Annotated in this window: 25 protein-coding genes; 12 read left to right on the forward strand and 13 right to left on the reverse strand. The window is 71.1% G+C overall.

Going from position 1 to position 23277, the window contains the following annotated elements; genetic code table 11:
• The first annotated feature begins 80 nt into the window (after positions 1-80).
• A complete protein-coding gene (gene serB / locus ACIP2X_RS22630) occupies positions 81-1289 on the forward strand; it encodes a phosphoserine phosphatase SerB (RefSeq protein WP_401675880.1) in 1209 nt (402 codons plus the stop codon).
• 113 nt (positions 1290-1402) lie between these two features.
• On the opposite strand, the gene ACIP2X_RS22635 is transcribed toward serB, so the two are convergent.
• The 4 genes from ACIP2X_RS22635 to ACIP2X_RS22650 form a co-directional block, all read right to left on the reverse strand.
• Positions 1403-1921 carry a SixA phosphatase family protein gene (locus ACIP2X_RS22635; RefSeq protein WP_401675882.1) on the reverse strand — a complete coding sequence of 173 codons (519 nt, stop codon included), beginning with the start codon at positions 1919-1921 and terminating at the stop codon, positions 1403-1405.
• A gap of 65 nt (positions 1922-1986) precedes the next feature.
• The gene (locus ACIP2X_RS22640; RefSeq protein WP_401675884.1) at positions 1987-2193 is read right to left on the reverse strand and encodes a hypothetical protein; all 207 of its coding nucleotides are present in this window, start codon (positions 2191-2193) and stop codon (positions 1987-1989) included.
• 177 nt (positions 2194-2370) lie between these two features.
• Positions 2371-2487, reverse strand: coding sequence for an SGM_5486 family transporter-associated protein (locus ACIP2X_RS22645; RefSeq protein ID WP_401675886.1), 117 nt, complete (start codon positions 2485-2487; stop codon positions 2371-2373).
• Positions 2488-2532: 45 nt separating this feature from the next.
• Positions 2533-3921, reverse strand: a complete 1389-nt coding sequence (locus ACIP2X_RS22650) for a CynX/NimT family MFS transporter (protein ID WP_401675888.1) — start codon at positions 3919-3921, stop codon at positions 2533-2535.
• 73 nt (positions 3922-3994) lie between these two features.
• Between ACIP2X_RS22650 and ACIP2X_RS22655 the strand changes: the two genes are divergently transcribed.
• Entirely contained in the window at positions 3995-4690 is a 696-nt protein-coding gene (locus ACIP2X_RS22655; protein ID WP_401675890.1) for a FadR/GntR family transcriptional regulator, read from the forward strand.
• Here the strand turns inward: ACIP2X_RS22655 and ACIP2X_RS22660 are convergent.
• From ACIP2X_RS22660 to fabG, 3 genes are all read right to left on the reverse strand, one after another.
• Positions 4665-5018 (reverse strand): hypothetical protein, encoded by a 354-nt coding sequence (locus tag ACIP2X_RS22660; protein WP_401675892.1) that lies wholly within the window; start codon positions 5016-5018, stop codon positions 4665-4667. The genes ACIP2X_RS22655 and ACIP2X_RS22660 overlap by 26 nt on opposite strands.
• 215 nt (positions 5019-5233) lie before the next feature.
• A complete protein-coding gene (gene fabI / locus ACIP2X_RS22665; protein ID WP_401675894.1) occupies positions 5234-6001 on the reverse strand; it encodes an enoyl-ACP reductase FabI in 768 nt (255 codons plus the stop codon).
• 5 nt (positions 6002-6006) lie between these two features.
• The gene (gene fabG / locus ACIP2X_RS22670) at positions 6007-6711 is read right to left on the reverse strand and encodes a 3-oxoacyl-[acyl-carrier-protein] reductase (RefSeq protein WP_401675896.1); all 705 of its coding nucleotides are present in this window, start codon (positions 6709-6711) and stop codon (positions 6007-6009) included.
• Between the two features lie 253 nt (positions 6712-6964).
• Between fabG and ACIP2X_RS22675 the strand changes: the two genes are divergently transcribed.
• Genes ACIP2X_RS22675 through tyrS form a run of 3 tightly spaced genes read left to right on the forward strand, consistent with a single transcriptional unit; the run spans position 6965 to position 11205 of the window.
• Positions 6965-8488 carry a TldD/PmbA family protein gene (locus ACIP2X_RS22675; protein ID WP_401675898.1) on the forward strand — a complete coding sequence of 508 codons (1524 nt, stop codon included), beginning with the start codon at positions 6965-6967 and terminating at the stop codon, positions 8486-8488.
• Positions 8485-9879, forward strand: a complete 1395-nt coding sequence (locus ACIP2X_RS22680; protein WP_401675900.1) for a metallopeptidase TldD-related protein — start codon at positions 8485-8487, stop codon at positions 9877-9879. Before ACIP2X_RS22675 ends, ACIP2X_RS22680 begins: the two co-directional genes overlap by 4 nt.
• Before the next feature lie 57 nt (positions 9880-9936).
• Positions 9937-11205 (forward strand): tyrosine--tRNA ligase, encoded by a 1269-nt coding sequence (tyrS, locus tag ACIP2X_RS22685; protein WP_401675902.1) that lies wholly within the window; start codon positions 9937-9939, stop codon positions 11203-11205.
• A 63-nt stretch (positions 11206-11268) separates the two neighbouring features.
• On the opposite strand, the gene ACIP2X_RS22690 is transcribed toward tyrS, so the two are convergent.
• Positions 11269-11544, reverse strand: a complete 276-nt coding sequence (locus ACIP2X_RS22690; RefSeq protein ID WP_401675904.1) for a GlsB/YeaQ/YmgE family stress response membrane protein — start codon at positions 11542-11544, stop codon at positions 11269-11271.
• Between the two features lie 242 nt (positions 11545-11786).
• Between ACIP2X_RS22690 and ACIP2X_RS22695 the strand changes: the two genes are divergently transcribed.
• Both ACIP2X_RS22695 and ACIP2X_RS22700 read left to right on the forward strand, forming a co-directional pair.
• Positions 11787-12173 carry a DUF3099 domain-containing protein gene (locus ACIP2X_RS22695; protein WP_401675906.1) on the forward strand — a complete coding sequence of 129 codons (387 nt, stop codon included), beginning with the start codon at positions 11787-11789 and terminating at the stop codon, positions 12171-12173.
• 219 nt (positions 12174-12392) lie between these two features.
• A complete protein-coding gene (locus ACIP2X_RS22700; RefSeq protein WP_401675908.1) occupies positions 12393-12608 on the forward strand; it encodes a hypothetical protein in 216 nt (71 codons plus the stop codon).
• A gap of 26 nt (positions 12609-12634) precedes the next feature.
• Here ACIP2X_RS22700 and moaA read toward each other — a convergent pair whose 3' ends face one another.
• The 3 genes from moaA to ACIP2X_RS22715 form a co-directional block, all read right to left on the reverse strand.
• The gene (gene moaA, locus ACIP2X_RS22705) at positions 12635-13624 is read right to left on the reverse strand and encodes a GTP 3',8-cyclase MoaA (RefSeq protein WP_401675910.1); all 990 of its coding nucleotides are present in this window, start codon (positions 13622-13624) and stop codon (positions 12635-12637) included.
• Positions 13625-13804: 180 nt separating this feature from the next.
• Positions 13805-15430, reverse strand: a complete 1626-nt coding sequence (locus ACIP2X_RS22710; RefSeq protein WP_401675912.1) for a cation acetate symporter — start codon at positions 15428-15430, stop codon at positions 13805-13807.
• Entirely contained in the window at positions 15427-15786 is a 360-nt protein-coding gene (locus tag ACIP2X_RS22715) for a DUF485 domain-containing protein (RefSeq protein ID WP_401675914.1), read from the reverse strand. The genes ACIP2X_RS22710 and ACIP2X_RS22715 overlap by 4 nt, the downstream gene beginning before the upstream one ends.
• 335 nt (positions 15787-16121) lie before the next feature.
• Here ACIP2X_RS22715 and ACIP2X_RS22720 point away from each other — a divergent pair, with 335 nt between their 5' ends.
• Together ACIP2X_RS22720 and ACIP2X_RS22725 are read left to right on the forward strand one after the other, a co-directional pair.
• On the forward strand, positions 16122-17645 hold the full coding sequence (locus tag ACIP2X_RS22720) for a S8 family peptidase (RefSeq protein ID WP_401675916.1): 1524 nt from the start codon (positions 16122-16124) through the stop codon (positions 17643-17645).
• Between the two features lie 136 nt (positions 17646-17781).
• Positions 17782-19296, forward strand: a complete 1515-nt coding sequence (locus tag ACIP2X_RS22725; protein ID WP_401675918.1) for a S8 family peptidase — start codon at positions 17782-17784, stop codon at positions 19294-19296.
• A gap of 3 nt (positions 19297-19299) precedes the next feature.
• Here the strand turns inward: ACIP2X_RS22725 and ACIP2X_RS22730 are convergent, their stop codons facing one another.
• Positions 19300-20046: a lysoplasmalogenase gene (locus tag ACIP2X_RS22730; RefSeq protein ID WP_401675920.1), complete on the reverse strand. Its 747-nt coding sequence runs from the start codon at positions 20044-20046 to the stop codon at positions 19300-19302.
• Positions 20043-20924, reverse strand: coding sequence for a sterol desaturase family protein (locus ACIP2X_RS22735; RefSeq protein WP_401675922.1), 882 nt, complete (start codon positions 20922-20924; stop codon positions 20043-20045). The genes ACIP2X_RS22730 and ACIP2X_RS22735 overlap by 4 nt, the downstream gene beginning before the upstream one ends.
• Before the next feature lie 127 nt (positions 20925-21051).
• On the opposite strand from ACIP2X_RS22735, the gene ACIP2X_RS22740 reads away from it, so the two are divergent.
• The 3 genes from ACIP2X_RS22740 to ACIP2X_RS22750 all read left to right on the forward strand — a co-directional run bounded on the left by ACIP2X_RS22740 (position 21052) and on the right by ACIP2X_RS22750 (position 23249).
• On the forward strand, positions 21052-22053 hold the full coding sequence (locus ACIP2X_RS22740) for a DEDDh family exonuclease (protein ID WP_401675924.1): 1002 nt from the start codon (positions 21052-21054) through the stop codon (positions 22051-22053).
• 79 nt (positions 22054-22132) lie between these two features.
• Complete coding sequence (locus tag ACIP2X_RS22745; protein WP_365452796.1) at positions 22133-22366, forward strand: hypothetical protein; 234 nt, start codon at positions 22133-22135, stop codon at positions 22364-22366.
• 88 nt (positions 22367-22454) lie between these two features.
• Complete coding sequence (locus ACIP2X_RS22750; RefSeq protein WP_401675927.1) at positions 22455-23249, forward strand: SURF1 family protein; 795 nt, start codon at positions 22455-22457, stop codon at positions 23247-23249.
• Positions 23250-23277: the final 28 nt, after the last annotated feature.

Raw genomic sequence — 23277 nt, forward strand, 5'->3', positions numbered from 1 at the left:
CAGGGTTATCGAGTGTTCGGTGTCCGTCAGGCGGACCTCGCGGGCGACGGGCACTGCGTGCCGGTTACCTTGGGAACACCATGAGCGCTTCGCAGACCTCTGACGTCCCGACTCTCCTCGTCAAGATCTTCGGCAAGGACAGGCCGGGCATCACGGCCGGACTCTTCGACACCCTCGCCGCCTTCTCCGTCGACGTGGTCGACATCGAGCAGGTCGTGACGCGAGGCCGGATGGTGCTCTGCGCGCTCGTGACCGAGCCGCCCCAGGGCCTGGAAGGCGAGCTGCGGGCGACGGTCCACAGCTGGGCCGACTCGATGAGAATGCAGGCCGAGATCATCTCGGGCCTCGGCGACAACCGCCCTCGCGGTCACGGCCGGTCCCTGGTGACGGTGCTCGGGCATCCCCTCACCGCCGAGGCCACGGCCGCGATCGCCGCCCGGATCACCAAGGTGGGCGGCAACATCGACCGTATCTTCCGGCTCGCCAAGTACCCGGTGACGGCGGTCGAGTTCGCGGTGTCCGGCGTGGAGACCGAGCCGCTGCGCACCGCCCTCGCGGTCGAGGCCGCGGCACTCGGCGTGGACGTGGCCGTCGTGGCCGCGGGCCTGCACCGGCGGGCTCAGCGGCTGGTCGTGATGGACGTGGACTCGACCCTCATCCAGGACGAGGTGATCGAGCTCTTCGCCGCCCACGCCGGCTGCGAGGCCGAGGTCGCCGAGGTGACGGCGGCCGCGATGCGCGGGGAGCTGGACTTCGAGCAGTCGCTGCACGCGCGCGTGGCGCTGCTGAAGGGGCTGGACGCCTCGGTGGTGGACAAGGTGCGCAGCGAGGTACGGCTGACGCCGGGCGCGCGCACGCTGATCCGCACCCTGAAGCGGCTCGGCTACCAAGTGGGGGTCGTCTCGGGCGGGTTCACGCAGGTCACGGATGACCTCAAGGAGCGCCTGGGTCTCGACTTCGCGCAGGCCAACACGCTGGAGATCGTCGACGGCCGGCTGACCGGCCGGGTCACCGGCGAGATCGTGGACCGGGCGGGCAAGGCACGGCTGCTGCGCCGGTTCGCCGCCGAGGCGGGCGTGCCGCTGTCACAGACGGTGGCGATCGGTGACGGCGCCAACGACCTCGACATGCTGAACTCGGCCGGCCTCGGGGTCGCCTTCAACGCCAAGCCGGTGGTCCGCGAGGCGGCGCACACCGCGGTGAACGTGCCCTTCCTGGACACGGTCCTCTATCTGCTGGGAGTCACCCGCGAAGAGGTCGAGGCGGCGGACGCGCACGAGGAGGACTGAGGGCCGCGGGGGCGGGACTGGCCCTCCGTAGCCGCGGGGGCGGGACTGGCCCTCCGTACACCTCCGAGGGGCCCGGCGCCGCGTGGTACCGGGCCTCCGGTGTGCGCGGGGGATCACTCGGACGGGGCCCAGTAGTCCACCAGGGTGGCCGCGCCCGGCTCCAGGGACTTCCAGGAGCCGGTGAAGGACAGCACGGCGAAGGCGGCGGCCGGGAAGCCGCGGCGGCTCATCCGCTCGCGCGCGCCCGCGTCGGCCGAGCCTGACAGCACCTCGGCGAGGCCCTGGACGCCGGGGTTGTGGCCGATCAGTACGACGTTCTGGGCGTCGTCGGGGGTCTCGTTGAGCACCGCGATCAGCTCGCCGGGCGAGGCCTCGTAGATCCGCTCCTCGTAGACCGTCCTCGGGCGGTGCGGGAACTCGTGGACGGCGAGCTTCCAGGTCTCGCGGGTCCGGGTCGCCGTGGAGCAGAGGGCCAGGTCGAAGGAGATGCCGGAGTCGGCCAGCTTGCGGCCGGCGACAGGGGCGTCCTTGCGGCCCCGCTCGGCGAGCGGCCGCTCGTGATCGTTCACCTGTGGCCAGTCGGCTTTCGCATGCCGGAAGAGGACAATCCTGCGGGGTTCAGCGACGCTCATGAGATCCAGCTTCGCATGAAACAGGCCACGGGGCGCCAGGAGTTGACGGGCCACCCGCGGCGTGCTCAGCGCGATATCAGCTGATGAGCGCGCTCCACGAGGTGGGTGATCGCCGGCTCGCCGCCCGCCGCGTGGGCCTCGGCGGGGTTCAGGATCAGCGTCAGCAGGGCGACGAAGGCCAGCGTCGGCAGGGCGAGCGCCCACCAGGGCAGCCGGATGTCGGCACGGCCCGGGTTCGCCGGGCGGGGCCGGGTGTGCGTGCTGGCCGACATGCTGCCTCCGTGGTCCGTCCTCGACGAGAGGTGGCCCGGGTCCCCCGGCCACACTTCGAAGTTACGGAATGTGGAGTCGCCAACCCATCCGGTGATCCACCCACTTGACCCTGACCCTCACCCCCTAGGGGATGGGGGGCTAGCCCCACCCTCCCGGTCCAGGAGGGACGGCCGACGTCAGGGAGAGGCGATCGACGCGATGACGGCGATGATCACGAAGATGGCGAGGAACGAGCCGAAGACGAGCAGCATCTTCTTCTGGCCGTTGGGGGGATTCGGGTCGAGCACTGGCATGCCGACAAGTCTCGCACCCCGCTCCCGGGCCGGATCCCGCGGGGGTCAGCCGGCCGCCTCGTCCTCCACCGTGCGGTTGCGGCCCGCCAGGACGCCCACGGCCATCTGCGGGACCATCAGCGCGGCCATCAGCGCGAGCGGCAGGCCCCAGCCCCCGCTGTGCTGGTAGAGGACACCCACCAGCAGCGGGCCGGGGATGGAGATCAGATAGCCGGTGCTCTGCGCGAACGCCGACAGCTGGGCGACGCCCGCGCCCGTGCGGGCACGCATCCCGACCATGGTGAGGGCCAGCGGGAAGGCGCAGTTCGAGACACCGAGCAGCAGCGCCCAGGCCCAGGCGCCCTGGGCGGGCGCGAGGTAGAGCCCGGCGTATCCGGCGAGCCCGCAGACGCCCAGCGCCAGCGCGATCGGGCCCTGCTGGGGCAGCCGGGTGGCGAGCCGCGGGATGACGAAGGCCAGGGGGACGCCCATGACCATCGTGACGGCCAGGAGCAGCCCCGCGGTGCCGGCGTCGACACCGGCGTCGCGGAAGATCTGCGCCATCCAGCCCATCGTGATGTAGGCGGCGGTGGCCTGGAGCCCGAAGAAGACGGCGAGAGCCCAGGCGGTACGGCTCCGGGTGATCCGCGGGGCGGGGGCCTGGCCGGCCTCCGCGCGCGGGTGCGGCAGCCGCGGGGCGGACCCGGACTGCCCGGTGCGTATGCCGTCCCGGTCCCGGACGAACGGAATCCACGGCACCACGGCCACCGCAGCGAGCGCCGCCCACACGGCGAGGCCCGTCTGCCAACCGCCCCCCATGGCCGCCGTCATCGGCACGGTCACCGCGGCCGCGAGGGAGGTGCCGAGGGCCAGCGCCATGGAGTACAGGCCGGTCATGGACCCGACCCGGTCCGGGAACCAGCGCTTGACGATGACCGGCATCAGGACGTTGCTGACCGCGATGCCCATCAGGGCGAGGGCGCTGGCGGCCAGGAACCCGGCCGTGCCGCCCGCGTACGGCCGGATGAGCAGGCCGGCGGCGATGGCCGCCATGCCGGCGCACACGACCGCGCCGAGCCCGAAGCGGCGGGCCAGCCGCGGCGCCATGACACCGAAGACCGCGAAGCAGAGAGGCGGCACGGAGGTGAGGAGGCCGGCCACGCTGCCGCTCATGCCGAGCCCGTCGCGGACCTCCTCCAGGAGCGCGCCGAGGCTGGTGATGGCGGGGCGGAGGTTCAGGGCGGACAGCACGATGCCCACGACGACCAGCCGCACGGCCCACGCGCGCGCGGGCGACGTCCCGGCGGCCGTGGAGCTCGCGTCGCTCGCTCCGCTCGCATCGCTCCAGGTGCGCATGGGTGAGCCTTCCGTCGCGCTGCGGTGCCCGTCCGTGGTCGCCGTGCCCATGCCCGGGTGGTCCTGTGTCCGGGTTTCCTCACTGGCCATGCCGCCCATCATAGAATCATGGGATGATTGGTGTTCCATCCCGGTGCGGTCCGAGGCCGCCGTTCCCGTGCGAAGGTGTGCCATGCCCCTGAGCCATCCCCGCCGCTCCGCGCTGTCCGAGCAGGTCATCGCCGCACTGCGCAACCAGATCGCGTCGGGCGAGTGGCCGGTCGGATCCCGCATCCCCACGGAGCCCGAGCTGGTCGAGCAGCTCGGAGTCGCCCGCAACACGGTCCGTGAGGCCGTCCGGGCACTGGCGCACAACGGTCTGCTGGACATCCGCCAGGGCTCGGGCACGTACGTCGTGGCCACCAGCGAGCTGGCCGGGGTGATGCACCGCCGGTTCACCGGGGCCGACCCCCGGGACATCGCGGAGGTGCGCTCCACGCTGGAGTCGGCCGCCGCGAAGCTGGCCGCCGAGCGGCGCACGGAGAAGGACCTCAAGCAGCTCGACGCTCTGCTGCTGCGCCGCGAGGAGGCCTGGGAGTCGGGGGACGCGGAGGCGTTCGTGGCGGCGGACGCCACCTTCCACCTGGCCGTGGTGGCCGCCTCGCACAACGACGTGATGACCGCGATGTACGCCGACCTCGGCGAGGTGATGCGGGACTGGCTGCGCGAGGACGTCGGGCAGGAGCTGACCCCGGAGACGTACATGGACCACGGCCGGCTGCTGGACGCCATCCGCGTGGGCGACGCCGGGACGGCGGCCTCGGAGGCGGCGGGCTATCCCTTCCAGTGCCGTCCGGGCCGGTTCAGCTCCCCCGGTTCTGGTGACTGACCCACACCGAGCGGACTTCCATCCAGCAGCGGCCGGTCAGGCGCACGGTCATCGCGGGCTCGGTGTCCACGGGCGCGCTGTCCGTGTCGAGGTCCCACCATCGTTCGCACTCGATGTGCAGCCGGACCCGGTCGACGTCCACGTAGGGGTTGTGGCAGTGGGCGACCACGTGGGAGCCCTCGACGCCGGTGCGGCACGTGGCACCGAACGGCGGCGCGTCGCGCGGTTCGCCGTCCGCCGCGCGCGCCTGGGGCAGCGCGTCGTAGGGCGTGGACAGTACGAGGGCCGCGGCGACGGTCATCGAGGCCAGGCAGCGGTACAGGCGCACAAGGGAAACCTCCTCGGCCGGGCTGGGGAGGGGTGCGTGGTGAACGCCTCTTCAGAATGCCCGGCCGCCCCCTGCCACCGCCCGGCCGGATAGCCCGTACGGGCGACGACCGAGCGACATGCGGGGCGCCGTGCGGGACGGCATGCCGAGGGCTCGCACCCGGAGCGGGTGCGAGCCCTCGAACAGCGGTGATCGGCCGATCACCGGGCGGCCGGTCAGGCGCCGATGGCGTGCAGCCCGCCGTCGACGTGGATGATCTCGCCGGTGGTCTTCGGGAACCAGTCGCTCAGCAGGGCGACCACACCGCGGCCGGCCGGCTCCGGGTCCTTCAGGTCCCACTCCAGCGGGGAGCGGTTGTCCCACACGGAGGCCAGCTCGGAGAAGCCCGGGATGGACTTGGCGGCCATGGAGCCGAGGGGGCCGGCCGAGATCAGGTTGCAGCGGATGTTCTGCTTGCCGAGGTCACGTGCCATGTAGCGGCTGGTGGCCTCCAGGGCGGCCTTGGCCGGGCCCATCCAGTCGTACTGCGGCCACGCGAACTGGGCGTCGAAGGTCAGACCGACGACCGAGCCGCCGTTCTGCATCAGCGGCAGGCAGGCCATCGTCAGCGACTTCAGCGAGTACGCCGAGACGTGCATGGCGGTGGCGACGGACTCGAACGGCGTGTTCAGGAAGTTGCCGCCGAGCGCGTCCTGCGGCGCGAAGCCGATGGAGTGCACCACGCCGTCCAGGCCGCCCAGCTCCTCGCCGACCACGTCGGCGAGACGGCCGAGGTGCTCGCCGTTGGTCACGTCCAGCTCGATGACCTTGGTGGGCTTCGGCAGCTTCTTGGCGATGCGCTCGGTCAGGGTGGGGCGCGGGAACGCGGTGAGGATGATCTCCGCGCCCTGCTCCTGGGCGAGCTTGGCGGTGTGGAAGGCGATGGAGGACTCCGTCAGCACACCGGTGATCAGGATGCGCTTGCCCTCGAGAATTCCGCTCATGGTGATCAGTGACCCATTCCCAGTCCGCCGTCTACGGGGATGACGGCTCCAGTGATGTACGAGGCGTCGTCCGACGCGAGGAACCGCACCGCCGCGGCGATCTCCTCCGGCTGCGCGTAGCGGCGCAGCGGTACCTGCGCCACGTACTCGGCGCGCTGCTCGTCGGTGAGGACCCGGGTCATGTCGGTGTCGACGAAACCGGGCGCGACGACGTTGAAGGTGATGTTGCGCGAGCCCAGCTCACGCGCGAGGGACCGCGCGAAGCCGACCAGCGCGGCCTTGGAGGCGGCGTAGTTGGCCTGACCCGCCGAGCCGAGCAGCCCGACCACCGAGGAGATCAGGACGACGCGGCCCTTCTTGGCGCGCAGCATGCCGCGGTTGGCGCGCTTGACGACCCGGAAGGTGCCGGTGAGGTTGGTGTCGATGACCGAGGTGAAGTCCTCCTCGGACATCCGCATCAGGAGCTGGTCCTTGGTGACGCCGGCGTTGGCGACCAGGATCTCCACGGGGCCGTGCTCGGCCTCGATCTCCTTGTAGGCCTGCTCCACCTGTTCGGTGTCGGTGATGTCGCACTTGACGGCGAGGAAACCCGTCGGGGGCTCACCCGAGCGGTACGTGATCGCGACCTTGTCGCCGGCGTCGGCGAAAGCGCGGGCGATGGCGAGGCCGATGCCCCGGTTGCCTCCGGTGACGAGAACCGAGCGGCTCAACGGATCACCCTTTCGATAGCTGTCTGGTACGCCCGCCCGAACACCGGTTCACAGGCGGCGATGACAGGCGGCTACACCGAAAACCTATCGGTCGGCACGCTTCCCGGGACATTCGGGCACCGACAGTGGCAAGGGAGCCGCACTGTCGAATCCCTACAGAAAGTTGCGTTCGCGGCCTGGAAACGTGTGGTCCGCGGGACCGCTCCCGCGACATGATCGGACCCGACAGGCGACGACAGCAGGGAGACCCTCGGTGCCTCATACCATCGACGAAGCCTTCACGGCACTTCCGCTCCGCGCCCTCGCCGACGCCGCGCTCGCCCGCGCGCGGGCGCTGGGGGCGGAGCATGCCGACTTCCGGCTGGAGCGGGTGCGCAGCGCGTCCTGGCGGCTCAGGGACGGAAAGCCGTCCGGGTCCTCGGACACCACCGACCTCGGGTACGCGGTACGGGTCGTGCACGGCGGGACGTGGGGGTTCGCGTCCGGTGTGGACCTGACCATGGACGCCGCCGCCAGGGTGGCGGGGCAGGCCGTCGCGATGGCGAAGCTGTCCGCACAGGTGATCAAGGCAGCCGGGTCGGACGAGAGGGTGGAGCTCGCCGGCGAGCCCGTGCACGCGGACCGGACGTGGATCTCGTCGTACGAGATCGACCCCTTCACCGTGCCCGACGCGGAGAAGACGGGGCTGCTGGCCGAGTGGAGCGGGCGGCTGCTCGCGGCCGACGGGGTCGACCACGTCGACGCCTCGCTGCTCACGGTGCACGAGAACAAGTTCTACGCCGACACCGCCGGGACCGTGACCACGCAGCAGCGCGTACGGCTGCACCCGCAGCTGACGGCCGTGTCGGTCGACGAGTCGACCGGCGAGTTCGACTCCATGCGCACCGTGGCACCGCCGGTGGGCCGCGGCTGGGAGTACCTCCGGGGCACCGGCTGGGACTGGGACGACGAACTCGAACGGTTGCCGGGGCTGCTCGCCGAGAAGATGCGCGCGCCGAGCGTGCGGGCGGGTCTGTACGACCTCGTCGTCGACCCGTCGAACCTGTGGCTGACCATCCACGAGTCCATCGGGCACGCCACCGAGCTGGACCGCGCGCTCGGCTACGAGGCCGCCTACGCCGGCACCTCCTTCGCCACCTTCGACCAGCTCGGCAAGCTGAGGTACGGCTCCGAGCTGATGAACGTCACCGGCGACCGCACCGCCGAGCACGGGCTCGCCACCATCGGGTACGACGACGAGGGCGTCGAGGCGCAGTCCTGGGACCTCGTCAAGGACGGCACCCTCGTCGGCTACCAGCTCGACCGCCGCATCGCCCGGCTGACCGGGTTCGAGCGCTCCAACGGCTGCGCCTACGCCGACTCCCCCGCCCATGTGCCGGTGCAGCGGATGGCCAACGTGTCCCTGCAGCCCGATCCGGCCGGCATGTCGACCGAGGATCTCATCGGGGGTGTGGAGCGGGGCATCTACGTCGTCGGGGACCGGTCCTGGTCGATCGACATGCAGCGCTACAACTTCCAGTTCACCGGGCAGCGCTTCTTCCGGATCGAGAACGGACGGCTCGCCGGCCAGCTGCGGGACGTCGCCTACCAGGCGACGACGACCGACTTCTGGGGCTCGATGGCCGCCGTCGGCGGTCCCCAGACCTATGTCCTCGGCGGCGCCTTCAACTGCGGCAAGGCCCAGCCCGGCCAGGTCGCGGCCGTGTCCCACGGCTGCCCCTCCGCCCTCTTCCGGGGTGTCAACATCCTCAACACGACGCAGGAGGCCGGTCGATGAGCGCCGCGACGAACAAGCCGCACGAGATCGTCGAGCGGGCCCTGGAGCTGTCCAGGGCCGACGGATGTGTCGTGATCGCGGACGAGCACTCGACCGCCAACCTTCGCTGGGCGGGCAACGCGCTGACCACCAACGGCGTCACGCGCGGACGGACGCTCACCGTCGTCGCGACCGTCGACGGCGGTCAGGGAACGGCGTCCGGCGTGGTGTCCCGGTCCGCGGTGACGGTCGCCGAGCTGGAACCGCTGGTGCGGGCCGCGGAGGCCGCCGCGCGGGGCGCGGGCCCGGCCGAGGACGCCCAGCCGCTGGTGAGGGACGTGCCCGCGTCGCCCGACTTCACGGACGCGCCGGCCGAGACGTCGTCCGCCGTGTTCGCCGACTTCGCCCCGGCCCTGGGCGAGGCGTTCGCCCGCGCGCGCGGGGGCGGCCGCGAACTGTACGGCTTCGCCAACCACGAGCTGACGTCCAGCTACCTGGGCACGTCGGCGGGGCTGCGGCTGCGGCACGACCAGCCGAACGGCACGCTGGAGCTGAACGCCAAGTCCCCCGACCGGACCCGCTCGGCGTGGGCCGGCCGCTCCACCCGGGACTTCAAGGACGTGGACCCGGCGACGCTCGACGCCGAGCTGGCCGTACGCCTGGGCTGGGCCGGGCGGCGCGTGGAGCTGCCCGCCGGGCGCTACGAGACGCTGCTGCCGCCGACCGCCGTCGCGGACCTGCTGATCTACCAGATGTGGTCGGCGTCGGGCCGGGACGCGGCGGAGGGCCGGACGGTGTTCTCCAAGCCGGGCGGCGGCACGCGCGTGGGCGAGCGCCTCACCGACCTGCCGCTGACCCTGCGCAGCGACCCGAACGAGCCGGGCCTGGAGTCCGCCCCGTTCGTGCTCGCGCACGCCTCCGGGGGCGACTCGTCGGTGTTCGACAACGGTCTGCCGCTGTCGCCCACCGAGTGGGTGGCCGAGGGCGAGCTGAGGCATCTGCTCACCAGCAGGCACAGCGCGGGCATGACCGGGCTGCCGCTCGCCCCGCACATCGACAACGTGATCCTCGACGGCGGCGAGGACCGCTCCCTGGAGGAGATGGTCGCGAGCACCGGCCGCGGGCTGCTGCTGACCTGCCTGTGGTACATCCGCGAGGTCGACCCGGCCACCCTGCTGCTCACCGGCCTGACCCGGGACGGCGTCTACCTCGTCGAGAACGGCGAGGTGACCGGCGAGGTGAACAACTTCCGCTTCAACGAGTCGCCGGTCGGCCTGCTGGGCCGGGCCGTCGAGGCCGGCCGCACCGAGAAGACCCTGCCCCGGGAGTGGAGCGACTGGTTCACCCGGGCCGCGATGCCGCCGCTGCGCATCCCGGATTTCAACATGAGCTCGGTCAGCCGGGGCGTATAACCTCGTAGGCGGCGGTCACCCGACTGCCCGAAGATCATTCGAGGAGACACGAGAACCGTGACGGACATCGTCGACGAGCTCAAGTGGCGGGGGCTGTTCGCCCTCTCCACCGACGAGGAAGCACTGCGCAAGGCGCTCGCGGACGGTCCCGTCACGTTCTATTGCGGCTTCGACCCGACCGCGCCGTCCCTGCACGTGGGCCACCTGGTGCAGGTGCTCACGGTACGCCGGCTCCAGCAGGCCGGTCACCGGCCGCTGGCGCTGGTCGGCGGCGCGACGGGGCTGATCGGCGACCCGCGGCCGACGGCCGAGCGCACGCTGAACGACCCCGAGACGGTCGCCGGCTGGGTGGACCGGCTGCGCCGCCAGATCGAGCCGTTCCTGTCCTTCGAGGGCGAGAACGCGGCCGTGATGGTCAACAACCTCGACTGGACGCAGAACCTCTCCGCGATCGAGTTCCTCCGGGACATCGGCAAGCACTTCCGTGTCAACAAGATGCTGACGAAGGACTCCGTGGCCCGGCGTCTGGAGTCCTCGGAGGGCATCAGCTACACCGAGTTCAGCTACCAGCTCCTGCAGGGCATGGACTTCCTCCAGCTCTACCGGAGGTACGGCTGCACCCTCCAGCAGGGCGGCAGCGACCAGTGGGGCAACCTCACGGCCGGCCTGGACCTGATCCACCGGCTGGAGCCGGACGCCGACGCGCACGCGCTGGCGACCCCGCTGATGACCAAGGCGGACGGCACCAAGTTCGGCAAGACCGAGGGCGGCGCCGTGTGGCTCGACCCGGAGATGACGACGCCGTACGCGTTCTACCAGTTCTGGCTGAACGTGGACGACCGGGACATCTCGACATACATGCGGATCCTGTCCTTCAAGTCGCGTGCCGAGCTGGAGGAGCTGGAGGCGCAGACGCAGGAGCGTCCGCAGGCGCGGGCGGCGCAGCGCGCGCTGGCCGAGGAGCTGACGACGCTGGTGCACGGCGCCGACCAGACGGCGGCCGTGATCGCCGCGTCCAAGGCCCTGTTCGGGCAGGGCGAGCTGGCCGGTCTGGACGAGCGGACGCTGGCCGCGGCGCTGTCCGAGGTGCCGCACATCCGGGTCGCCGAGCCGGGTCCGGTGGTGGACCTGTTCGCCGAGGTCGGCCTGGTGCCCAGCAAGTCGGCCGCGCGCCGCACGGTCAAGGAGGGCGGCGCCTACGTGAACAACACGAAGGTCGACTCCGAGGACGCGGTTCCGGCCGCGGAGGACCTGCTGCACGGGCGCTGGCTGGTGCTGCGGCGTGGGAAGAAGAACCTGGCGGCGGTCGAGGTCACGAGCGCCTGAGAGGTGACACGCACGGGCGGGGCGGCACCGCGGGCAGCGCGGGGCCGCCCCGTCCGCCGTGCGTCAGGCGTGTCGCTTGTGGCCCCTGAGCTGCATGTACGCCATGTCGCCCAGGAAGACGAGGATGATCGCGGCCACCAGCTGGAAGATGTGGCGGCTCCAGTCGATGCCGGGCGTCTCGGCGACCCCGAAGCCCCGGGCGATGGCGTTGCCGGCGATGGCGCCGATCATGCCCAGGATGGTGGTCAGCCAGAGGGGCATGTGCTGCTTGCCGGGGATGATCGCCTTGGCGATCAGGCCCAGCACGAATCCCACGATGATCGCCCACAACCAGCCCATGGCTGCCTCCTCGTACGGCTCGACGTGAGCATTACGCCCAGTGTCGGGGCGTACCCCGTACGGCGCATGTCGGGTGCCGCCGTACGCGCTACGTCCGACGGCGTTCGCCCAGGCAGGACGAGGACCCGGTCTCGTGGGCGGAGCGACGGCGGCGTACCGTGGACGGTGTCCGGCACCGGTGGGGCCGGGTGTGGAGCTGGAAGGGCCGGGAGGGTCCCGAGGCGGGCGGATGGTGGAATGCGATGCGGAACAGGCACGGTGACGGCAACGGCCAGGTTTTCCGGATCACCGGAGCCCGGCAGGGCCTTCAGGACGACGTCCGCGGCCGGCAGCGCCGCTATGTCATCTCGATGTCGGTCCGCACGCTCTCGGTGATCCTCGCGGCGACCTTGTGGAACGTGGAACGGCACGTCGCGATCGTGGCGCTGGTGCTGGGCATCCTGCTTCCCTACATCGCGGTGGTGATCGCCAACGCGGGCCGGGAGAACGTGCCGTCCCTGCCGTCGACCTTCGTGGTCGCACCGCCCCCGGTGCGGGAGATCGCGCCACCGCGTGCGGAGGGTGACCGTTTCACGGAATCCGTACCGGAGGACAGGGCGGGTGATCATGCGAAGGGGCGGTCCGAATAGGACGTCGGTCCTCCGCATCAAGGCCCTGTACGGACTCCGGAAAAGCCCGGATCAATCATGTTGTTCCGGTGCCCGGTGACGGGTTACGCGTGACATACTTCGTAGGCGCTCCGCATCCCCCGTCGGAGCGACAGACCGACGCCGGGCAGCTCCCCCCGTGGCTGCTCGGCGTCGCCTTTTCCGTGCGGCCGCCTTTCCGTGCAGTGGTGAGACGAACCTGTGAGTGACGAGACCCCGATCTGCTCCGCCAAGGGCTGCCGCGTCGCCGCCGTGTGGGTGCTGGCGTGGAACAACCCGAAGATCCACACGCCGGAGCGGCGCAAGACCTGGCTCGCGTGCGAGGAGCACCGGGAGCATCTGTCGCAGTTCCTCGGGGTGCGCGGGTTCCTGAAGGACGTCGTCCTCCTCCAGGAATGGCAGGAGCAGGAGGCCTGATCAGGCCTCCCACCCACCCCCGGCCGTCAGCCGCCGATCGCGGACATCGGGCGGTCCGGCTGGACGAACGTCGGGTCGTCGAGACCGGCGCCCGCCTTCTTGCCCCACATCGCCAGGCGCCAGATACGGGCGATCTCCTCGTCCGGGGCGCCCGAGCGCAGGGCCGCGCGCAGGTCGGTCTCCTCACGGGCGAACAGACAGGTGCGCACCTGTCCGTCGGCCGTCAGACGGGTGCGGTCGCAGGCGGAGCAGAACGGGCGGGTGACGGAGGCGATGACACCCACACGGTGCGGGCCGCCGTCGACCAGCCAGCGCTCGGCGGGGGCCGAGCCGCGCGCCTCGTCGCCCTCGGGAGTGAGGTCGAAGCGGGTGCGCAGGGAGGCCAGGATGTCGCCGGCGGTGATCATGCCGTCGCGCTTCCAGCCGTGCTGGGCGTCCAGGGGCATCTGCTCGATGAAGCGCAGCTCGTAGTCGTGCTCGACGGCCCAGGCCAGCAGGTCGGGCGCCTCGTCGTCGTTCAGGCCCGGCATCAGCACCGAATTGACCTTCACCGGCGTCAGGCCGGCCTCGCGGGCGGCGTCGAGGCCCGCTATGACGTCGTGGTGGCGGTCGCGCCGGGTCAGGGTCTTGAAGACCTCGGGGCGCAGGGTGTCCAGGGAGACGTTGACCCGGTCCAGGCCCGCCGACTTCAGGGCCGCGGCCGTGCGCTTGAGGCCGATGCCGTTGGTGGTGAGGGACATCTGCGGGCGGGGGTCGAGAGCGGCCACGCGCTCCACGATCCCGACCAGGCCGGGGCGCAGCAGGGGCTCGCCGCCGGTGAAGCGGACCTCGTCGACGCCGAGGGTGGTGACCGCGATGTCGATGAGCCGGACGATCTCGTCGTCGGTGAGCAGATCGGGTTTCGCCAGCCACTGCAGGCCCTCCTCGGGCATGCAGTACGTGCAACGCAGGTTGCAGCGGTCGGTCAGCGAGACCCTCAGATCGGTGGCCACCCGGCCGTAGGTGTCGATGAGCACGTGGCCCCCTCCCTCGTGGTGGATCACACGCAGCGGAGCATCAGCACAACTTTCTCCGACACCTGTGAGCCTACGTGACCTCACCGACAACGGCTAAGGCCTGATCCCACGAGGTGGGACGCGGCCGCGTCGTAGGGACCCACAGGGGGCACCGCGACGCGGCCGCTGTGAGGCGCTCGCTCAGTGGGCGCCGGTGCCGGTCAGGGACCTGACCTCCAGCTCCGCGTACTTGCCGGTGTCCGGCCCCTCCTTCGACAGGACGGTGCCGAGCCAGCCCATCAGGAAGCCGAACGGGATCGAGATGATGCCCGGGTTCTTCAGCGGGAACCAGGCGAAGTCGACGTCGGGGAACATCGCCTTGGGGTCGCCGGAGACCACGGGCGAGAACAGCACCAGGCCGACGGCGACGATCAGACCGCCGTAGATCGACCACAGCGCGCCCTGGGTGGTGAAGCGCTTCCAGAACAGGCTGTAGAGGATGGTCGGCAGGTTGGCGGAGGCAGCGACCGCGAAGGCGAGGGCGACCAGTCCCGCGACGTTCAGGTCGCGGGCGAGGGCGCCGAGGCCGATGGAGACGATGCCGATGAAGACGGTCGCCCAGCGGGCCGCGCGGACCTCCTCCGCGCCGGTGGCCTTGCCCTTGCGGATGACGTTGGCGTAGATGTCGTGCGCGAAGGACGACGAGGACGCCAGGGTCAGACCGGCGACCACGGCGAGGATCGTGGCGAAGGCCACGGCCGAGATCGTGGCCAGCAGGATCGCGCCCCATGCCGAGTCGACGCCGCCGAGGTGCAGGGCGAGCAGCGGGGCCGCCGTGTTGCCGGACGGGTTGGACTCGATGATCTCGTCCTGGGAGATCAGCGCGGCGGCGCCGAAGCCGAGCGCGATGGTCATCAGGTAGAAGCCGCCGATGATGCCGATCGCCCAGTTCACGGACTTACGGGCGGCCTTGGCGTTCGGGACGGTGTAGAAGCGGATCAGGATGTGCGGCAGGCCGGCGGTGCCGAGGACGAGCGCGATGCCGAGGGAGATGAAGTCCAGCTTCGAGGTGCCGGTGGCGCCGTACTGGAGGCCCGGCTCCAGGAAGGCGGCGCCCTTGCCGCTGTTCTCGGCGGCCGAGCCCAGCAGGTCGGAGATGTTGAAGTTGAACTTCAGCAGCACCAGGAAGGTGATCAGGAGCGTGCCGCCGATCAGCAGCACGGCCTTGATCATCTGGACCCAGGTGGTGCCCTTCATGCCGCCGATGGAGACGTAGACGATCATCAGGATGCCGACCAGCGCCACGATGGCGACCTTGCCCGCGTCCGAGGTGATGCCGAGGAGCAGCGAGACGAGGACGCCTGCGCCCGCCATCTGGGCCAGCAGGTAGAAGATCGACACGACGATCGTCGAGGTACCGGCCGCAGTGCGGACCGGGCGCTGGCGCATGCGGTACGCGAGCACGTCGCCCATGGTGTAGCGGCCGGAGTTCCGCAGCGGCTCGGCCACCAGGAGCAGGGCGACCAGCCAGGCGACCAGGAAGCCGATGGAGTACAGGAAGCCGTCGTAGCCGAACAGGGCGATCGCGCCGGCGATGCCGAGGAACGACGCGGCGGACATGTAGTCGCCGGAGACGGCGAGGCCGTTCTGGAAGGCGCTGAACTGGCGGCCGCCCGCGTAGAAGTCGGCCGCGTCCTTGGTCTGGCGGCCCGCCCAGATCGTGATGACGAGGGTCGCGACGACGAACAGTCCGAACAGCGTGATGATGAGCGGGCGGTGTTCGCTGGCCTCGTTGGCCGCGAGAACGGTCTGCTGAACGGGGCTCACGCGCCGCCCTCCATCCGGGTCTTGATGGCCTCGGCCTTGGGGTCGAGCTTCGCGGCGGCGTGCCGCGAGTACCACCAGGCGATGAGGAACGTGGTGACGAACTGGGCGATGCCGAAGACGAAGGCGACGTTGATGTTGCCGAACAGCTTGGTGCCCATGAAGCCGCCCGCGTAGTTGGACAGCAGGACGTACAGCAGGTACCAGGCGATGAAGCCGACGGTCAGCGGGAAGGCGAAGGAACGGTAGGAGCGGCGCAGATCACCGAACTCCGCGCTGCTTTGCACCTCGACGAACTCCTCGGTCGAGGGGAGTCGATGTTCTGTTTCCTTCGAGGGTGGCGGTGCTTCGGTAGACACGGAGTCTCCTCGTGTTGCGGCTGCTGTGCTGTTGCCAGTGATGTGGATCACGTGAACCGGGCGGCGATGCCAGTGGCCGGGAGCGTGATCCGACAGGGGGCCGCCTCGATCGTGCTCGGGCTCCCTGTTCAACGTCACGGCGCCACGCGAGAACCGGTTCAACCGCCCTGCGTTCTTTCGGAAGTCATCGGCGGAAAACTCCGAAGTCATCCCCGGAAGTGATTGCTGGCCAGCGAGGTCGGGAGATAGCTTCACCCTGCACCACCCGTCATGTACCTGCCCGAGCGCCACCTGTGTCTCGGGCCGGTTTCGTTTCCGGATGATGTGGAGACCCCATGGCTCATCTGCGTTCCAGACGCCGGCTCGCCCTCGCCGTACCCGTCGTGCTGTCGCTGACCGCCTCGCTCGGCTTCCTGCCCGCGTCCGCCACGGCCGCCCCGCGCGCGGAGCCCGCCGTGCAGGCCGCGGACTCGCCCCAGCTGGCGTACGTCGTCAACACCAAGACGGACCGTCACACGCTCGCGTCGGTACGCAGGGCCATCGCCGCGGCCGCCGGAACCGTCGTCACCACGTACGACAGAATCGGCGTCATCGTCGCGCACTCGGCGAACCCGGACTTCGGCGCGCAGATACGCAAGGCCCGCGGCGTGCAGTCGGCGGGTGCCACCCGTACCGCCCCGCTCGTCGCCGCGGGCACCACCGACGAGGGCGCCGCGGACTATCTGACCGGCGCGGAGGCGGCGAAGGTGAAGGCCGCCGCCACGCCCGGGAGCGAGCCCCTCGAGGCCGACCAGTGGGACCTGCGCGCGATAGGCGCCGACAAGGCCGCGCAGATCAACCCGGGCAGCAGCCGGGTCACCGTCGCCGTGATCGACACCGGCGTCGACGACACCCACCCCGACCTCGCCCCCAACTTCTCGGCGAGCCAGTCCGCCAACTGTGTCGGCGGCGTCGCGGACACCAGCGAGGGCGCCTGGCGGCCGTACACCGCGGACGACTACCACGGCACGCATGTCGCCGGTGAGATCGCGGCGGCCCGCAACGGGATCGGCGTGGCCGGCGTGGCGCCGGGGGTGAAGGTCGCCGGCATCAAGGTGAGCGACCCGCACAACGGGCTCTTCTACCCGGAGAACGTCGTGTGCGCGTTCGTGTTCGCCGCCGACCACGGCGTCGAGATCACGAACAACAGCTACTACGTCGACCCCTGGCTCTACAACTGCATGGACGACCCGGACCAGCGCGCGATCGTCGACGCGGTCAACCGGGCCCAGCTGTACGCCCAGAAGAAGGGCACCCTGCACCTGGCGTCGGCCGGCAACTCGAACCACGACCTGGACTCGGACGCCATCGTCGACAGCAGCAGCCCCGACGACTCCACCCCGGTCGAGCGCACCGTCGACCCGCACGAGTGCTTCGACGTGCCGACGCAGCTCCCGGGGATCGTCACGGTCAGCGCCACGGGCGTGCAGAACCTCAAGTCGTACTACTCCTCGTACGGTGAGGGCGTCGTCGACGTCGCGGCGCCCGGCGGCGACCGGCTCTACCAGATCCCGGACACGCCGTCGAAGAACGGCCGCATCCTGTCGACCATGCCGAACAACCAGTACGGCTTCCTGCAGGGCACCTCGATGGCCTCGCCGCACGCCGCGGGCGTCGCCGCGCTGCTGAAGTCCGAGCACCCCTGGGCGAGCCCGGCGCAGTTGCAGTGGCTGCTCAAGGCCCAGGCGGACAAGACGGCCTGTCCCGAGTCGTACGACCAGAACGGTGACGGCACGCAGGACGCGGTGTGCGAGGGCGGCAACCGCGTCAACGGTTTCTACGGACACGGCATCGTCGACGCGCTGCGCGCGGTCAAGTAGCCGCGCCTGTCGCGGCGGCGGCCGGGTCGCCGGGCGCCGCCGCGGTCACCCCCGCACGCCGGACTCCCCCACGTCGAACCCCCCGCACGTCCGCTCGTACCGCCTCTCTCGCGAACGAACTGGAGACATGCTCACCATGACAGTGCCTCACTCCCGTTACCGCCGTGCCCTGGTGATCCCGGTCGGGATGGCCATGGCGACCTCTCTCGCCTTCCTGCCGGGCGCCACCGCGTCCGCGGCGCCCGCCCCCGCGCCGGTCACGGCCGACGCGACCTCGTTCAGCTATGTCGTCAACGTCCGCCCCGGAAGCGACTCGGGGCAGGTGAAGAAGGCGATCGCCAAGGCCGGCGGCACGGTCGTCATGTCGTACCAGCAGATCGGCGTGATCGTGGTGCACTCGGCGAACGCCGACTTCGCCCCGACGATCCGGAAGGTGCGGGGCGTGCAGTCGGCCGGCGCCACCCGGACGGCGCCGCTGCCCGCGCAGTCGACCACCGACGTCGGCACGCCGAAGGTGCTCACGGCCGACGACCTCGCCGAGGTCGAGGCCGTCCAGGGCCAGGACCCGCTCCAGCCGCTGCAGTGGGACCTGCCGGCGATCAAGGCGGACAAGGCACACGAGAAGTCGCTCGGAAGCGACAAGGTGACCGTCGCCGTGATCGACACCGGTGTGGACGACACCCACCCGGACATCGCGCCGAACTTCGACCGCAAGGCGTCGGTCAACTGCGTCACCGGCAAGCCGGACACCACCGACGGCGCCTGGCGGCCGAGCGCGGCGGAGAGCCCGCACGGGACGCACGTGGCCGGGGAGATCGCGGCCGCCAAGAACGGCGTCGGCATGACGGGCGTGGCGCCGGGCGTGAAGGTGTCCGGCATCAAGGTCTCCACGACCGCCGGCTACTTCTACACCGAGGCCGTCGTCTGCGGCTTCGTCTGGGCGGCCGAGCACGGCGTGGACGTCACGAACAACAGCTATTACACCGACCCCTGGTACTTCAACTGCAAGAACGACCCGGACCAGAAGGCGCTCGTGGAGGCCATCACCCGGGCGTCGAAGTACGCGGAGAGGAAGGGCGCGGTCAACGTCGCCGCGGCCGGCAACGAGAACTACGACCTCGCGGCCGACGAGATCACCGACCCGGTCTCCCCCAACGACTCCACGCCCACCGAGCGGGTCATCGACCCGTCCGAGTGCTACGACATACCGACCCAGCTGCCGGGCATCGTCACGGTCGCCGCCACTGGCGCCAAGGGCCTGAAGTCGTCCTTCTCGAACCACGGTCTGGGCGTCATCGACATCGCCGCGCCCGGCGGCGACTCGACGGCCTATCAGACGCCGGCGCCGCCCGCGACCAGCGGTCTGATCCTGGGCACGCTGCCCGGCGGCAAGTGGGGCTACATGGCCGGTACGTCGATGGCGTCGCCGCACGTCGCGGGTGTCGCCGCCCTGATCAAGTCGACGCACCCGTACGCCCCGCCGGCGCTGGTGAAGGCGCTGCTGTACGCCGAGGCGGACGGCACGGCGTGCACGGACCCGTACGACATCAACGGTGACGGCAAGGTCGACGCGGTGTGCGAGGGGCCGAAGAACTACAACGGCTTCTACGGCTGGGGCACCGCGGACGCGCTGGACGCGGTGAGCCGGTAGGGCTCAGGCCCGGTCGAGCGGAGTTGAGGTGCGGGCGCCCCACCCGGGGCGCCCGCCACTGCCGTCCGACGCCGGTGCGCGCCCGGCGGCGAGCGTGCCCCAGGTCAGCAGGGACTGCGCCGCGAGGTACGTGAGCATGATCCAGAAGTCCGGCGCGGGCGGCTGCGGCCAGTCGGCGAGACCGGTGGCGATGAGCGTGTCGGACAGCATGAACAGCGCGCCGCCGCACCCGGCGACGGGACCGAGCCGGGTGCGGGCGCCGTACGCCATGGCCGTGAGCAGCGCGCTGTAGGCGGCCACGGGCACGCGCAGTCCGGCCGGCAGGCCGGGCAGGAGCAGGGCGACGACACCGGTGAGGACGACGGCGTAGCCGAGGGCGATGAGGCCCGCACGCGCGCGTGGGACGGGGTGCGGCCGGCCGTGCGCGGCGAACAGGGCGAGGTAGCACACGTGTCCCAGGGCGAAGGAGCCCATGCCTGCCAGGAAGGCGGGCTCCGCGTCCGACAGCAGCAGCACGTCCCCGCCCCAGCCGAACAGCAGGGCCGCGACGAGCAGCCGGGGCGCGCCGCACAGGTGGGCCCACAGGGCGAGCAGCGGCATCAGGAGCGGCTTGGCGGCGGTGTGGCCGGGCTCGAAGCCGACGGCGAGCGAGACGAGGTCGACGGCGGCGGCGACGCCTAGAACGGCGAGCACGGCGAGCACGGCGACCGGCGGGACGGGTGCGGCGGGTCGGGCAGGCGAGGTGCTCACGCGGCGGCGCTCTCGCCGGCCGGTTCCGCCGCCGCGGGTGCCGGGGCCGGTGCCGGCTGCCAGCCGGGGCCGCGGAAGAGGCGTCCGGCGCGCTCGCGCCAACCGCGTGCCGCCTTCAGGTCCCTGGCGATGGCGGCGTACTCGTGGGTGGCGACCCGCAGCGGGTTGTACGTGCCGATGTTCTTGGTCAGCCCGTACACCGGCCGTTCCGTCTCGGCGACGAAGGTGCCGAAGAGGCGGTCCCAGACGATGAGGATGCCGCCGAAGTTGCGGTCGAGGTAGCCGCCCTGGGACGCGTGGTGCACCCGGTGGTGGGACGGCGTGTTGAAGGCGTACTCGAACCAGCGGGGCATCTTGTCGATCCGCTCGGTGTGGATCCAGAACTGGTAGACGAGGTTCGCGGACGAGCAGAAGGCCAGCGCGGCCGGGTGCACACCGGCGACGATCAGGGGGACGTAGAACGGCCAGCCGGTCAAGGACGTCCACGGCTGGCGCAGCGCGGTGGTGAGGTTGAACTTCTCGCTCGAGTGGTGCACCACGTGACAGGCCCACAGGATGCGGATGACGTGGTGGCCGCGGTGCGACCAGTAGTAGAAGAAGTCCTGCGCGAGCAGCATCAGCACGACGGTCCACCACAGCACGGGCACCCGGAGCGGCGTCAGCTCGTGCAGGGCCGTGTAGAGGGCGACGACCGGGATCTTCCAGATCAGGTCGAAGAACAGGCTGCCGAGTCCCATGGTGACGCTCGTGGCGGCGTCCTTGGCCTCGTATCCGGCCGCGTCCTCGTCGGGATGGAGGCGGACGCCGATCATCTCGATCACGGCGAGCAGCACGAAGGCCGGTATGGACCAGAGCACGACGTCGGGCAGGTTCGGCATGGGTGCACCGTAGGACCCCGGAAGGGGCACGGCTAGAGGTTGTTACCCACAAGTATTGCCAACAGGCCGCCGGGGCCGGAGTCCTGACGGACAGGGATGTCGGTCCGGGCCCGTATCCTCAATGACCATGCTCGAAGACCGTGCGACCGCAGCGTCCTCCCCGACAGTCTGGCCGACCGCGTATCCCCTGGGATACGCGGTCGTTGACGTGGAGACCACCGGCCTGGCCCGGGACGACCGGATAATCTCCGCGGCCGTCTACCGGCTGGACGGGCGCGGCGAGGTCGAGGACCACTGGTACACGACGGTCAACCCGGAGCGCGACCCCGGCCCCGTGTGGATCCACGGCCTGACGAGCGAGGCGCTCGAAGGGGCGCCGCTCTTCGAGGACATCGCCGAGGAGTTCGCGAGCCGGCTGGAGGGCCGGGTGCTCGTCGCGCACAACGCCGTCTTCGACTGGCAGATGATCGCCCGCGAGTACGCGCGCGTGCGGCGCGAGGCGCCGGTGCGTCAGCGGCTGTGCACCATCGCCCTGTCCAAGGCGCTGGAGCTTCCCCTGCCCAACCACAAGCTGGCGTCGCTGGCCGCGCACTACGGCGTCGTGCAGCAGCGGGCGCACCACGCGCTGGACGACGCCCGCGTGCTCGCGGAGGCGTTCCGGCCGAGCCTGCGGGCCGCGGCCGAGGGCGGCGTACGGCTGCCGCTGCACGAGTGCCGGCCACTGACGGAGTGGGTCGAGCGGCCCTCGGCCCTCATCGGGCAGCAGGCGACCGGAGGGGGCGGCTACGGCGGCTACCGGCCGGGCAGTTGGCGCCCGTCCCGCAAACGGCCCGCCTGCCCCTACCCCAACCCGGGGCGGTACGAGGAGGGCAAGCGCCTCAAGCAGGGCATGCGCATCGCCTTCTCCGGGGACACCTCGGTCGAGCGCGAGCTGCTGGAGGACCGCGCCGTCGAGGCCGGGCTGCACGTCGCCACCAGCCTGTCCCGGCTGACCAGCCTGCTCGTCACCAACGACCCGGACTCGGGCACGTCGAAGGTCGTCAAGGCCCGGCAGTACGGCACACCCGTGGTCGACGAGGCGGCCTTCGGGCAGCTTCTCGGGGACGTGGAAGCGGCCCCGGAGACGTGACCGTACGGACGGGTGATTGGTGGGCGACTCGCCCGGCGCCCGCTCGCCCGTGCCCCGGGGACGGCTCACCCTGTGGCGCATGGCGAATTGCGAAGTTTGCGGCAACAACTACGGAATGACCTTCGAGGTCCACGCGCAGGGCGCGGTGCACGTCTTCGACTGCTTCGCCTGCGCGATCCACCGCATGGCACCCATCTGCGAGCACTGCCGGGTACAGATCATCGGCCAGGGCGTCGAGGTCGAGGGCCACTGGTACTGCGGTGCGCACTGCGCCCGCGCGGAGGGGAGGGTGGGCATCGTCGACCGCGTCTGAGCCCCGGGAGCCCTCCCGCGCCCGCCTCCACCCCGCCTCCCCGCACCCCACGCATCGCACCCCACGGCCCGAGATGTACGGTCGTGGGGTGTACCGCTTCCTGTTGTCCCGGCAGTGGGTGATCCTCACCCTTGTCGCCCTCGCCCTCATCCCGACGATGATCGAGCTGGGCTTCTGGCAGCTGCACCGGCACGAGCGCAGGGTCGCGCTGAACGGTGTGATCGCCGCGTCGCTGGCCGCCGCACCGGTCCCCGTCGAGTCCCTGACCGCGCCCGGAGCCGAGGTCGACGACGCCGACCTGTACCGGCGCGTCACGGCGCGGGGACAGTTCGACACCGCGCACGAGGTCGTCGTACGCCGCCGCACCAACGCGGACGACGAGGTCGGCTACCACGTCCTCACCCCCTTCGTCCTGGACGACGGCAAGGTGCTGCTCGTCAACCGGGGCTGGGTGCCCACGGACGGGCTGAGCCAGACGGCGTTCCCGAAGCTTCCCGCACCCCCGGCGGGTGAGACGACGGTCACCGGGCGCCTGATGCCCGACCAGACCACCGCGGAGAGCGGCATCAAGAACGTGCAGGGCCTGCCGGACCGCCAGATCATGCTGATCGACAGCGCGCGGGAGGCCGAGCGCCTCGGCAAGCAGGTCCTCGGCGGCTACGTCGAACTGACCGCGCCCGAGCCGAAGGGCGACACACCCGAGCTGATCCCCGCCCCGGACCACGACGGCATCGGCAACCACATGGCGTACGCCGTCCAGTGGTGGCTGTTCTCGGCGGGCGTCCCCGTCGGCTGGGTGATCCTCGCCCGCCGCGAGGCCCGGGACCGCGCGCAGGCGGCGGCCGGGGAGCGGCACGAGGAGACCGTGCCCGCGCCGGTGTGACCCGCGAAGAGCCCGGATTGCCCGGCGG

This window comes from Streptomyces sp. NPDC089424 (genome assembly GCF_044749345.1).
In the GTDB taxonomy this organism is placed as follows: Bacteria; Actinomycetota; Actinomycetes; order Streptomycetales; family Streptomycetaceae; genus Streptomyces.